General features: G+C 70.1%; 9 protein-coding genes. 2 read left to right on the top strand and 7 right to left on the bottom strand.

The features are described 5' to 3' along the window. Positions 1–3: 3 nt before the first annotated feature. Entirely contained in the window at positions 4–942 is a 939-nt protein-coding gene (locus AB4112_RS31485; RefSeq protein ID WP_309794916.1) for a S1/P1 nuclease, read from the bottom strand. Positions 943–1,140: 198 nt separating this feature from the next. On the opposite strand from AB4112_RS31485, the gene AB4112_RS31490 reads away from it, so the two are divergent. Then, a complete protein-coding gene (locus AB4112_RS31490) occupies positions 1,141–2,574 on the top strand; it encodes an aldehyde dehydrogenase family protein (RefSeq protein WP_441725554.1) in 1,434 nt (477 codons plus the stop codon). Positions 2,575–2,589: 15 nt separating this feature from the next. On the opposite strand, the gene AB4112_RS31495 is transcribed toward AB4112_RS31490, so the two are convergent. Continuing rightward, positions 2,590–3,507, bottom strand: coding sequence for a LysR family transcriptional regulator (locus AB4112_RS31495; RefSeq protein ID WP_309794918.1), 918 nt, complete (start codon positions 3,505–3,507; stop codon positions 2,590–2,592). A gap of 107 nt (positions 3,508–3,614) precedes the next feature. Here AB4112_RS31495 and AB4112_RS31500 point away from each other — a divergent pair, with 107 nt between their 5' ends. After that, positions 3,615–5,039: an aldehyde dehydrogenase family protein gene (locus tag AB4112_RS31500; RefSeq protein WP_309794919.1), complete on the top strand. Its 1,425-nt coding sequence runs from the start codon at positions 3,615–3,617 to the stop codon at positions 5,037–5,039. A 25-nt stretch (positions 5,040–5,064) separates the two neighbouring features. Here AB4112_RS31500 and AB4112_RS31505 read toward each other — a convergent pair whose 3' ends face one another. From AB4112_RS31505 to AB4112_RS31525, 5 genes are all read right to left on the bottom strand, one after another. Next, entirely contained in the window at positions 5,065–6,333 is a 1,269-nt protein-coding gene (locus tag AB4112_RS31505; protein WP_441725558.1) for a TCR/Tet family MFS transporter, read from the bottom strand. 94 nt (positions 6,334–6,427) lie between these two features. Beyond that, positions 6,428–7,381, bottom strand: coding sequence for a glycosyltransferase family 2 protein (locus AB4112_RS31510; RefSeq protein ID WP_441725561.1), 954 nt, complete (start codon positions 7,379–7,381; stop codon positions 6,428–6,430). Positions 7,382–7,451: 70 nt separating this feature from the next. Beyond that, positions 7,452–10,556 (bottom strand): efflux RND transporter permease subunit, encoded by a 3,105-nt coding sequence (locus tag AB4112_RS31515; RefSeq protein WP_441725564.1) that lies wholly within the window; start codon positions 10,554–10,556, stop codon positions 7,452–7,454. 1 nt (position 10,557) lies between these two features. Next, the gene (locus AB4112_RS31520) at positions 10,558–11,778 is read right to left on the bottom strand and encodes an efflux RND transporter periplasmic adaptor subunit (protein WP_309794923.1); all 1,221 of its coding nucleotides are present in this window, start codon (positions 11,776–11,778) and stop codon (positions 10,558–10,560) included. A 21-nt stretch (positions 11,779–11,799) separates the two neighbouring features. Further along, positions 11,800–13,149 carry a glycosyltransferase gene (locus tag AB4112_RS31525; protein ID WP_309794924.1) on the bottom strand — a complete coding sequence of 450 codons (1,350 nt, stop codon included), beginning with the start codon at positions 13,147–13,149 and terminating at the stop codon, positions 11,800–11,802. Positions 13,150–13,151 lie beyond the last annotated feature (2 nt).

Below are 13,151 nucleotides of genomic sequence, written 5' to 3' on the forward strand. Positions count from 1 at the left end.
CCCTCAGCGCAGGCCGGACAGCAGGGCGCCGATCCGGTTGCCGGCCGCCGCCAGCTGGTCCCGGCTCACGGCCTGGACCTGTTCGATGTACCCGTCCGGCAGGACCGCGGCGGTCGCTTGCGAGGCTCCCGCGTCCAGCCCCCAGCGCCGGTAGACGACCTCATAGGCCAGCACCCGGCTATGCGTCACCCACCGGGTGAACGCCGTGTCCGGGTCCGGCGACAGCGGCTCCACATCCGGCCCGTATTCCCGCTCCAGCTCGGCCGCGAACGCATCGGGGCTGCTCCGGTTGAGTCCGTCCGGCCGGCCGGCGGAATCCCAGATCCGATGCAGCCGTTCGGGCGCCGCATCCGGGGTCCTGCGGACCCAGGCCCAGTTGCCGCCGGCGTCGGTGAGCGGGAATCGTCCCGACATCCACAGGGCCGCATGCAGGGGCTGGTGCATGTCGCCGACGATGTGGATCATCCAGCACAGCGCCATCGCCCGATCCGACGCGGCGGCCTGCGGGTCGCGCGCGATCACCAAATTGTGGTGGAAGGCGGACTGGGCGTTCCCGAAGGAAAACGGCAGCAGGACCTGCACGATCGACACGATCTTCTGGCTGTAGTGCCAGTTGTCGCGGTCATACGGGCCGCCCCGCGCGGCGTCGGCCCAGACCGCCATCAGCTCGAACAGCCGGCGGTCGCGGGCGCGGCCGGTCAGGGCGCCGAGCTGGCTGTCGAAGACGGCCCATTCCGGATGGGCCTGCATCAGCCGCGTGATGGTGGCGATCGCCTGCGGGTCCTGGCGCTCCAGCAGGTCATAGGCGAGGTCGCCGGTGACCATGTGCCCTTCCGGAAACCAGGCCGCGGCGCGCTGCTGGGCGAACAGCCCCAGCAGCAGCATGGCGCCCAATGCGGCGGCTCGGCAGGCGTGTGTCAGATGGATCGCACGGTCTCGCATCCGGGGCCTCTCCCTGTGTCCCCCGATGACGTTGTGCCGGCCGGGCCCTGTGTCGAGTCTCCTGCGGGAAATCGCCTGGGGTCGCAGAGGTTGGGCTGGCGGCGTCGGCCCGCTTTGGCGCAGTCTCTTGCCAACCGGGAACGGCCCGCCAGGTCGTTCCCCAGCATCAATCTGTGCGCATCAAGGGCGATGACCAGCATGACCCATGATCTCCAGTTCTACATCGACGGCGCCTGGACGGATCCGGTCGTGCCGGCCAGGATCGACGTGATCAATCCTGCGACGGAGGAGGCGTTCACCGCGATTTCGGCCGGGTCGGCGGCGGATGTCGACAAGGCCGTCGCTGCGGCCCGGGCGGCCTTCCCGGCCTTCTCCCAGACCAGCAAGGCCGATCGGCTGGCGCTGCTGCGCCGGATTCTGGACGCCTACAACGCGCGCGGCGAGGACATCGCCCAGGCGGTGTCGCAGGAGATGGGGGCGCCGCTGAGCTTCGCCCGGGCGGCCCAGGTCTGGGCGGGGCGGGTGCATCTGGAAGCGACCATCAAGGCGCTCGAGGAGTACGAGTTCGAGGAGCAGCGCGGTTCCACCCGGGTGGTGAAGGAGGCGATCGGCGTAGTTGGCCTGATCACGCCGTGGAACTGGCCGCTGAACCAGATCGTCTGCAAGGTGGCGCCGGCGCTGGCCGCGGGCTGCACCATGGTGCTGAAGCCCAGCGAGATCGCCCCGGTCAGCGGCATCATCTTCGCCGAGATCATGGTGGCGGCCGGGGTGCCGAAGGGCGTGTTCAACCTGGTCAACGGCAACGGGCCGGATGTCGGCCAGGTGATCGCCTCGCACCCCGAGGTCGACATGGTGTCGTTCACCGGCTCGACCCGGGCCGGCATCATCGTCGCCAAGGCCGCGGCCGACACAGTCAAGCGCGTCGCCCAGGAGCTCGGCGGCAAATCCCCCAACATCATCCTGGGCGATGCCGATTTCGAAAGCGCGGTGACCCAGGGTGTCGGCGCCTGCTTCGCCAACAGCGGCCAGTCCTGCGACGCGCCGACCCGGATGTTCGTCCCGGCCGCGCGGCATGACGAGGCGCTGGCCATCGCCAAGGCGGCGGCGGAGACGCACAAGGTCGGCGACCCCCGGTCCGACGACACCGTGCTGGGCCCGGTGGTCAGCCAGGTGCAGTACGACAAGATCCAGCGCCTGATCGAGGCCGGCATCAGCGAGGGCGCCACCCTGGTCACCGGCGGCCCCGGCCGGCCCGAGGGGCTGAACCGCGGCTACTATGTCCGGCCGACCGTGTTCGGCCATGTCCGGCACGGCATGGCGATCTCGACCGAGGAGATCTTCGGGCCGGTGCTGTCGATCCTGCCCTATGAGGACGAGGACGAGGCCATCCGCAACGCCAACGACACGGTCTACGGCCTGGCCGCCTACATCCAGTCGCAGGACATCGCCCATGCCCGGCGGGTCGCGGCGCGGCTGCGGGCCGGCACGGTCAACCTGAACTATCCGGACTGGGACACCCACGCCCCGTTCGGCGGCTACAAGCAGTCGGGCAACGGCCGGGAATATGCCGACTGGGGCATCCACGACTTCCTGGAGATCAAGGGCATCGTCGGCTACGGCGCGGCGGGCTGACCGGGGCGGCGGCGGTCAGGCCGGCACCCTCCGGTCGGGCAGCTCGCCGACCTCGCGCACCAGGTCGATGAAGGCGCGCAGGCCGGCGGGCACATGCCGCCGGCCGGGGTAATACAGGGCCAGGCCGGCAAAGCTGGGGGTCCAGTCCTCCAGCACCCGCACCAGGCGCCCGGCGGCGATGTCGGCCAGCACCGACCATTCCGAGAGGTAGGCGACGCCCAGCCCGGCCAGCGCCGCCTCGATCATCAGCGTCGGTTCGTCGAGGATGATCGGCCCGGGCACGTCGAGGGCCAGCGCCTCACCCCGGCGCTCGAACTCCCAGCGATAGATCACGCCGCTCGGCATCCGGGCGCGGATGCAGCGATGCGCCATCAGGTCGCCCGGGGTCTGCGGCCGCGGCCGGTCGGCGAAATAGGCCGGGGCGGCGACCACGGCGAAGCGCAGCGCCCCGCCCACCGGCACCGCGATCATGTCGCCCGGCACGGTCTCGGCCATGCGGATGCCGGCGTCGAAGCCGTCGACGACGATGTCGATCAGCCGGCCCTCGGTGACCAGGTCGACCTTCATCTCGGGATAGCGCCTCAGGTATTCCAGGATGATCGGCGTCAGGATCCGGCGCGCGGCGCCGGCCGAGGTGTTGAGGCGCAAGGTGCCGGCCGGCGTGTCGCGGTGGCGGTTCACCGCCTCCATCGCGCCGCGGATGTCGGACAGCGCCGGGGCGACGCCGGCGACGAACTGCTCCCCGGCGGCGGAGAGCGAGACGCTGCGCGTGGTGCGGTTGAACAGGCGGACGCCCAGCCGCGCCTCCAGCCCACGCACGGCATGGCTCAGCGCCGAGGACGACATGCCGAGATCCGCCGCTGCCGCCCGGAAGTTGCCGCGTCGGGCGACGGCGACCACCGCCTCCAGCTCGACCAGCCCGGATCTGTGCATTGTCCTGATTCCTGCGCTGCCTCATGCAGCTTAATCCGGCTTATCCGCGCAATCCAGCCGGCCCACATCTGGCCCAGGCCGGATTGTCCGGGACATGGAGGAGCAGAATGCGGATCATCGACAGGATCTATATCGACGGCGCCTTCGTCGCGCCCCATGGCACCGAGGTGCAGGACCTGTTCAACCCGGCGACGGGACAGGTCATCGGCCGGGTCACCCTGGGTGACGTCGAGGACACGCGCCGCGCCGTCGCCGCGGCCAAGCGGGCCTTCCCGGCCTTCGCGCGCAGCAGCAAGGCCGAGCGCCTGGTCCTGCTGCACCGGCTGCACGACGCGGCGAAGGCGCGGGCCGAGGCGCTGGCCGCGGCGACCGTCGAGGAATACGGCGGCGCGGTGAAGCAGGTGGCCTGGCGCATTGCCCTGTCCGCCGACTCCTTCCTCCACGCCGCCCAGGTGCTGCAGGACTATCAGTTCACCAGGCAGGTCGCGACGGCCGAGGTGGTGATGGAGCCGGTCGGGGTGGTCGGCATCATCACGCCGTGGAACAGCAACATCGGCTTCATCTGCGGCAAGCTGGCGACGGCGATCGCCGCCGGCTGCACCGCGGTGATCAAGCCCAGCGAGATGAGCGCGATCCAGACCCAGCTCCTGATCGAATGCCTGCACGAGGCCGGGGTGCCGCCGGGCGTGTTCAATATCGTCAACGGCCGTGGCGACGTGGTCGGAGCCGAGCTGAGCGCGCATCCCGACATCGCCAAGATCTCCTTCACCGGGTCGACCGCGGTCGGCAAGGCGATCCTGCGCGCCGGCGCCGACACGCTGAAGCGGGTGACGCTCGAGCTCGGCGGCAAGTCGCCGACCGTGATCCTGGACGATGCCGATCTCGCCCAGGCGGTGCCGCTGGCGATCGCCGCCGGCTTCGCCAACAGCGGCCAGGCCTGCATCGCCGGCACCCGCATCCTGGTGCCGGAGGCGCGGATGGCGGAGTTCCTGCCCCTGGCCAAGGCGGCGGTCGCGGCGGTCAAGGTCGGCGATCCCCGCGACCCGGAGACCGCGGTCGGCCCGATGGTCAGCCTGAAGCAGTATGAGCGGGTGCAGCGCTACATCCGCCTGGGGCTGGCGGAGGGGGCGGAGCTGTTGGTCGGCGGCGAAGGCCGGCCGGCGGGACTCGAGGCCGGCTGGTTCGTCCGGCCGACCCTGTTCGCCGGCGTCACCAACGACATGACCATCGCGCGGGAGGAGATCTTCGGCCCGGTGCTGTCGGTCCTGTCCTACCGCACCGAGGCGGAGGCAATCGCCATCGCCAACGACACGGTCTATGGCCTGCAGGCCTATGTCCTGTCCTCGAATCCGGGGCGGGCGCGGGCGGTGGCGGCGCAGCTGCAGGCCGGGCGGGTGCTGATCAACGGCGCCCAGCATGAGCCGATGGCGCCGTTCGGCGGCTTTAAGCAATCCGGCATCGGCCGGGAATACGGCGTCTACGGGCTGGAGGCCCATCTCGAGCCCAAGGCTGTGCTGGGCGCCGCCGCCTGATCCGGGGCGACAGCCTCGGCGCCGGTTACTCCCCCGGCGCGGTCGGCGCCGGCTCCGCGTCCGACTGGACGCCTTCCACCCGGGTGATCCGCCAAGCCAGCACCAGGGACAACGCCAGAAGTGCCGCGGCCAGCCCGTAGGGCAGGCCGGGCGAGTCCAGGCCTGCCGCTGGTGCGATGCCGAGTGCGAAGCTCTGGGTGAACAGCACCGGGCCGATCATGCCGGTGATGCCGCGCAGCCCTGCCAGCGCCCCCTGCAGCCGCCCCTGCTCGTCCGCCCCGACCCGGCGCGACATCAGCGCCTGCAGCGCCGGCCCGGTCAGGGCCGAAAGCGAGAGCAGCGGGATCGCCGCCAGGAACAGCCAGTCGGTCCGGGCCAGGGCGACCAGGACGAAGCCGGCAACGCCGAAGACCAGCCCCACGGCCATCGCCCGGTGCTCGCCCAGCCGGGCCACGGCTGGCCCGGTCAGGGCCACCGACACCACCATCGACCCGGCGCCGGCCACCGCCAGCGACAGCCCGACCGCCGCCTCGTCCCAGCCATAACGCTGGATGGTGTAGAGCACGTAAAGACTGGGTATTGATTCCTGCGACAGGAACATCAGGAAAGCCGCGCCGGCCAGGCCGAGCAGTGCCGGGCATGAGCGCAGCAGCGCCATGGCACCGAGGGGGCTGGCACCATTCCAGGTGAAGCGGGCGCGCTGCTCCGGCGGCAGTGATTCCGGCAGGATCAGCAGGCCGTAGGCGGCGTTGCCGAGGCTGAGTGCCGCCGCGGCCCAGAACGGCAGCCTGGGATCGATGCCGGCCAGGAGCCCGCCCAGCGCCGGTCCGGCGATGAAGCCGAAGCCGAAGGCGGCGCCGAGCAGCCCGAATTTGGCGGCGCGCTGCTCCGGCGGCGTCACGTCGGCGACGTAGGCGACGACGGTCGAAGTGCTGGCGGAGGTGATGCCGGAGACCAGTCGCCCGATGAACAGCCAGGCCAGGTTCGGCGCCAGAGCCATCAGCACGTAGTCGAGGCCGAGGCCGAGATTGGACAGGAGGATCACCGGCCGCCGCCCGAACCGGTCGGACAGCGCGCCCAGCACCGGCGAGGCCAGGAACTGCATCGCCGCCCAGGCGAAGCCGAACAGCCCGGTGATCGCCGCTGCCCCCTCGACGTCGCCGCCCTCGAAGTCGACGATCAGCCTGGGCAGGACCGGCGCCATCATGCCGAGCGCGAGGACGTCGAGCAGGATGGTCACGAACACGAAGGCGACCGCGGCGCGGCCCGGTGGGCGCGGAGGCGGGCTGGACATCTGCATCTCTCCGAAAATGAACCGCCCTGGATTTTCCGCACCGCGACAACCTGACGGCGGCGCACACGTCCTGCTCTCCTGCGGCCCCTACAGGCTAACCACGCCTTCCGCGACGACCGGCCCCATGCGCAAAGCGCGCGACCAATCGCGGACGCGCATGCTCGATTGGCCCAAGGCGCCCGCACAGCCCGTCCACAATGCCGAGCAATATGCCGGTGAGCTTGGCGAGCTTGGCATCCTCGAGCAACGCAATGTAAAAGATCTCCCTTAAGGTTAACAAATTCGCCATGAATACGATTGGATATCGCCTCCCATATCGCAAGAAAAGCTGAACAGCGTTGCGAGCGCTGTAATAGCGCCGGTACCAGGGATGATTGAACGTCATCATCTCGAATGGGCCCAGCTTGTGGCGACGCAGATCTCCGATCCGATGCGACAGCGTCAGTGCCGGAGTTGCGTAGAGCGGGACGTTGCTGGCGCGCGCTCTGAAACAATATTCGATATCGACATGATCAATAAAGAGTTTCTCATCGAACGGGCCGAGCTTCGCAAAAGCCGCGCGTGAGATCACGCTGCCAGAAGAGATCAGGAATATACAATGCTGCATGCCAGCGTCTTCCCGCATGTCAAGCCGGCGTACGGCAATGCCTTTGCTTTCCAGCACCGGGAGATACTCTTGAACGACTTCGTCGAAAATCCTGGATCCCAGCATGAAGGGCTGTGAGGCCAGCGTCGTACAAATTTCGCGCATAACCGGAAAGTAGTTCTCCGGCATAACCGAGTCTTGATCGATCAGGGCAACTGCGTCCAAGCCCCGCTCGAACTGACTCGTCAATCCACGGTTATGAGCCCCGGCAATGCCGTTCTTATTTCCCTCATATATCAAAGTTATATCATATTCTTCAAACAATATTTTCAGTTTATTGTCGGGTTTCGGTGTATTGTCTACGACAACAAGGTCGTCGCAGTGTCTGCGTAAATCGACAACCCGCGCGATTTGGTCCGCCGTCGGGTGGAATAGCACGACCACTGCCCCGAGAGTTGTCATCTGGTCTCACCGTATTCGGATGTGAGCCGCGCCGACATTGCCGACACTTCGATTCTTGAGACAATCTGGCCTATTCCGCCGCCGGCGCGGTCGGCGCCGGCTCGTCGCGGGCGCCGACATAGCGGCCGAAGACGCCGCCGAGGATGCGGTTGAGGTCGTCCATCACGGTGAACACCGCCGGCACGAACACCAGGCTGAGCACGGTCGAGGTGATCAGCCCGCCGATCACCACCGCCGCCATCGGCGAGCGGAAGGACCCGCCTTCGCCGAAGCCGATCACGGACGGGACCATGCCGGCGATCATCGCCACCGTGGTCATCACCACCGGGCGGGCGCGCTTGCGGCCGGCCTCGATCAGCGCCTCGGTGCGGCCCGCCCCGGCGGCGATGGCCTCGATCGCGAAATCGACCAGCAGGATGGCGTTCTTGGAGACGATGCCCAGCAGCATCAGGATGCCGATCACCACCGGCAGGCTGATGGGATAGCCGGTCACCAGCAGCGCCAGGAAGGCGCCGCCGATCGACAGCGGCAGCGACACCAGGATGGTGACCGGCTGGGCGATGTCGGCGAACAGCAGCACCAGCACGGCGAACACCATCAGCACGCCGGCGCCCATCGCCAGGGTGAAGCCGGAGAACACCTCCTGCATGATCTCGGCGTCGCCATAGGGCCGGATATTCACCCCCGGCGGCAGGGCGCGGACCGAGGGCAGGGCCAGCACCGCGTCCATCGCCTCGCCCAGCGGTGTCTTGCCGATCAGGTCGCCCTCGATGGCGATGCGGCGCTCGCGGTCGTAGCGGTCGATGGTGGTGGCGCCTTCGCCGAAGCCGATGGTGGCGACCGAGGTCAGCGGCACCTTGGTGCCGGTGGCGGTCGGCACCCGCAGCGTCTCGAAGGTGCCCATCCGGCCGCGCGCGGCCTCGGCGATCTGCACCCGGATCGGCACCTGCCGGTCGCCGGCGGAGAATTTGGCGAGGTTGGCCGAGACGTCGCCCAGGGTCGCAATCCGCACCGTCTCGGCGATCTGCGCCACCGACACGCCCAGCGCCGCGGCCTCGGCCAGGCGCGGCATGATGCGGATCTCCGGCCGGTCGATCGCGGCGGTGGACACCACATTGGCCAGCACCGGCACCTGGTCGCGGATCTCGCGCTCGATCGCCAGCGCCGCGTGCTCGATCGCCTCGGAATCATTGCCCGACAGCAGCAGGGTGAAATCCCGCGCGCCGCCGCCGGCGCCGAAGCTGAAGCGCAGGTCCGGCACCGCGGCGACCTTGGCCCGCATCGCCGTCTCCCACGCCTTCTGGTCCATGTCGCGGTCGGCCCGCGGCACCAGGGTGGCGACCAGGGTGGCCTCGCGCACCTCGCTGCTGGCGATGTCCAGCGGGTTCAGCCCGCCACCGCCGACCACGGCGTACACGCTGCTGACCTCCGGCTGCGCCCGCAGCATCGCCGCCAGGCGGTCGGCCACGCCCTGGGTGTCCTCCAGGGTGGATCCCGGCGGCAGCTCGATCGACAGGGACGAGCGGGAGATGTCGTTGTTCGGCAAGAGGCCGGTGGGGAACAGGCTGGCCAGCGCGGCCGAGGCGACGAACACTGCCAGGCCGCAGGCGATGGTCTTGCCGCGGTGGCGGATCGACCAGTCCAGCAGGCGCAGGTAGCCGCGCATCACCGCGCCGTCATCCGGCGTCCGGTGCTGCTTGTCATGCAGCAGGTAGGCGGCCATCAGCGGCGTCAGCAGCCGGGCCACCAGCAGCGAGAAGGTGACGGCGACGGCCACGGTGATGCCGAACTGCTTGAAGTACTGGCCGGCGATGCCGCCCATGAAGCTGACCGGCAGGAACACCGCGACGATGGTCAGGGTGGTGGCCACCACGGCCAGCCCGATCTCGTCGGCCGCCTGGATCGCGGCGCGGTAGGGCGATTTGCCCATCCGCATGTGGCGGACGATGTTCTCGATCTCGACGATGGCGTCGTCGACCAGGATGCCGGTCGCCAGCGTGATCGACAGCAGGCTGATCGAGTTCAGCGAGAAGCCGAGCAGGTCCATCACCGCGAAGGTCGGCAGCACCGACAGCGGGATGGCGAAGGCCGAGATGATCGTGGCCCTGACGTCGCGCAGGAACAGGAACACCACGACGATGGCCAGAATGGCGCCTTCGATCAGCGTCTCCATGGTCATGTCGTAGTTGGCGCGGGTGTAGTGGACCAGGCTGTCGATCTCGGTGATGGTCAGCTCGGGATGCGCGTCGGTCAGCGCCTTCAGCTGCACCGCCGCGGCGTCGGCGACGGTGACGTCGGAATAGCCCTTGGCGCGGAACAGGCTGAAGGCCACCACCGGCTTGCCGTCGACGCGGGCGAAGCTGCGCGGCTCGGCGCCGCCGTCGGTGACGGTGGCTAGGTCCTGCAGCAGCGCCTGGCGCCCGCCGGGCAGGCTGATGCGCCGCTGCGCCAGGTCGGCCACGGTGGCAGCGCCGGCCAGGGTGCGGATCGACTGCTCCTGAACCCCCACCGTGCCGCGTCCGCCGGCCAGGTCGATGTTGCTGGCGCGCAGCTGGTCGTTGACCTCCGACGCGGTGATGCCCAGCGCCGCCAGCCGGTCGGGCCGCAGCGCCACCCGGATCTCGCGGTCGACGCCGCCGATGCGCTTGACCTGGGCGATGCCCGGCACCGCCTGCATCGCCCGCACCACGGTGTCATCGACGAACCACGACAGCTGCTCGGTGCTCATCGACGGGATCGAGGCGGCGTAGGTCAGGATCGGCAGCCCGGCGACGTCGACGCGCTGGATCACCGGCTCCTCGATGCTCTGCGGCAGCGACGAGCGGATCTTGGCGATGGCGTCGCGCACGTCGTTCATGGCCCGGTCGGTCGGCGTCTCCAGCCGGAACTCGACCATGGTGACCGCCACGCCGTCGGACAAAGCGGAGGTAACGTGCTTGACCCCGGTCAGCCCGGCGACGGCGTCCTCGACCAGCCGCGCCACCTGGGTCTCCAGCTCGCTCGGCGCCGCGCCGGCCTGGGCGATGGTCACGGTCACCACCGGCACGTCGATGTTCGGCATCTGCGTCACCGGCAGCGACCGGAAGCTGACGAAGCCGAGCACGATCAGCACGGCGAACATGACCAGGGGCGGGATCGGCTTGCGGATCGACCAGGCCGAGATGTTGAGCGCCATGTCAGCCCGCCTTGGCCGCGGCCGCGACGGCGCCCTGCACCGGGGCGATGCGGTCGCCGGGGCGCAGGAAGCTGCCGGCGCGCAGCACCACGGTGTCGCCCTCGGCCAGGCCGCGGCGGATCTCGACCCGGCCGTCGCCGACGAAGCCGATCTCGACCGGGCGGCGGTTCACCACCGCCTGGTCCACGGCCTGGACATAGGCGCCATCGGCGCTGAAGAACACGGCCGACAGCGGCACCGTCAGGGTGCGCCGCCGGCCGATCTCGATCATGCCTTGGGCGAACACGCCGGGCCGCAGCCCGGGTTCGGCCGGCAGGGTGATGGCGACCCGGCCGAGGCGGCTGGTGGCGTCGACCGTCGGGTCGACCAGCCGCACCGTGCCGCGGATCGGCGCGTCCAGGCCGGTCAGCTGCAGCTCCGCCGCCTGGCCGGGCATGACTCGCGGCATGCCGGTCTCGGTCACCTCCGCCAGGAACTCGACCTCGCCGTCGCGGATCATCCGGAACAGCGGCGGGCTGGTCACGCCGACCACGGCGCCGATCCGTGCCTGCCGCTCGGACACCACCCCGGCCACCGGGGCCTTGATCTCGGCCCGGGCGATGCGCAGCGCGATCTCGTCCCGCTGGGCCTCGGCCAGGTTCTTGTCGGCCGCGGCGGACCGGGCGGTCTCCTCGGCCGAGGTGATCCGGGCAGTGGCGACCTTGACCTCGGTCTGGCGCGCCAGCAGCTGCTCGGCCGAGGTGTTGCCCGAGGCGCGCAGCGTCTGTGCCCGCTCCAGCGACGCCTGGGACTGGGCGGCCGAGGCCTCGGCCTCGTCGATCGAGGCGCGGGCCTGCTGGATCGCGGCCTCGGCCTTGGCGATGGTGGCCTCGGCCTGCGCCAGCTGGGCGTCGAGCTGGGCGTGGTCGAGCCGGGCCAGCACCTGGCCGGCGGCGACCCGGTCGCCGACATCGGCCTCGATGGTGACGATGCGCAGCCCGTCGACCTCGGCCCCCACCAGCACCTCCTCGCGGGCGGCCAGCGTGCCGGTCACGGCCAGGGTCTCGACCACCTCATGCATCTCGGCCCGGGCGATGGTGGTGGCGGGCGGCGGCGTGGCCGGGCCGGCGTCACCGACGGCGCGGTCGGAGGCCAGGATGCGCCAGCCCCCGGCCACCACCGACAGGCAGGCCACGCCCGCCAATAGCAGCAGGCCGAACCAACGGGAGCGGGACCGGCTCATGATAGCATCTCTGTTTCTCGCTCAGGCGGAGGCGCGCTGGTCCCGCGGCGTGGCCGGGTGGCCCGGTGCATCGCCCCGCTTCGTCGCAACCACGTCGTCCAGGATCGCCGCGATCTCCCGCCGGGCGTCGTGGCGGGCGAAATCGGCCCGCAACGCCTGGGCCCGCAGGCGATAGCGCGGGTCGGCCAGCACCTGGCGCACCGCGTCGCGGATCTGCTCCGGCTTCGGCTGGCCGGTGCCGAGGCTGATGCCCGCCCCGCTCCAGGCGACGCGGGCCGCGATCTCGGGCTTCTCCTCGCTGTCGGCGGCGACCACCATCGGCACGCCGAGGCTGAGGGCGAAATTGACCGTTCCATAGCCGCCATTGGTGACCAGGACATCGACCTTCGGCAACAGCCGATCATACGGCAGAAACACCGCCGCGCGCGCATTTCCCGGCAGGGGCACCGGGATGGCTTCGACCGGCGGGCCGCCGGTGGTGGCGACCGTGATCGCGTTCTCTCCGGCCAGCCCGGTCAGCGTCGGGCCGATCAGCTGGCTCAGATCCTCATTGGCCAGGGTGCCCTGGGTGGCCAGCACCACCGGCCGGCCGTCCTCCAGGTCGGCCCACCAATGGGGCGGGGTGAAGCTCTCGGTCGGGGGCGCCAGCAGCGGGCCGACGAAGCGGACGGTCTTGGGCAGGTCGCTGCGCGGATATTCGAAGGCTTCGCCGGTGAGCTGCAGGTAGAGGTCGGGCAGCGTGCCCAGGGCGTCGAGCAGGAACACCGGCAGGGGCGCACAGCCCAGCCGGGCGAGCGTGTCGTTGAAGTACTTCTGCACGCCGCCGAGCATCGACTGCTGCATGAACTTGGTGGCCATGGCGTTGCGCATGCGGGCGGCGGCGTTGGCCGGCGGCGGCATCGCCGACCCGAAGAAGGCGGTGTCGGCGCTGGTCAGCGCCAGCGCCGAGATGCCGACGGACAGGACAGCCGGCCGGGCATGGCGCGGGCCCAGCAGCAGGGGAAGGGTGCCGCAGAACATCGCGTCGGTGAGAATGACGTCGGCCGGGAACTCCCGCAGGATGTCGCGAAGCCCCCCGGCCTGGTCGGCGATGACGTCGGCGAAGAAGTGCTTCAGGCCGAACACCAGGCGGGGCAGGCCGGGCGCGATCTTGGCGCGTTCGGGGAAGTGCTTGTCGGGATCGCGGTGATCGAGGTCGATGGCGCTGCGGAACGGGACGAAGCGCGCGCCGGTCGCCTCGGCCTTCTCGCGGAACGCGCTGCCGGTGTTGACCACGACCTCATGGCCCTGCAGGGCGAAGTGCTGGCTCAGCGCCAGCAGCGGGGCGACGTGGCCGGGAAGTGCTGTGGCGGCGATGAGGATGCATGCCATGG

Source organism: Inquilinus sp. 2KB_23 (assembly GCF_052115705.1).
In the GTDB taxonomy this organism is placed as follows: domain Bacteria; phylum Pseudomonadota; class Alphaproteobacteria; order DSM-16000; family Inquilinaceae; genus Inquilinus; species Inquilinus ginsengisoli_A.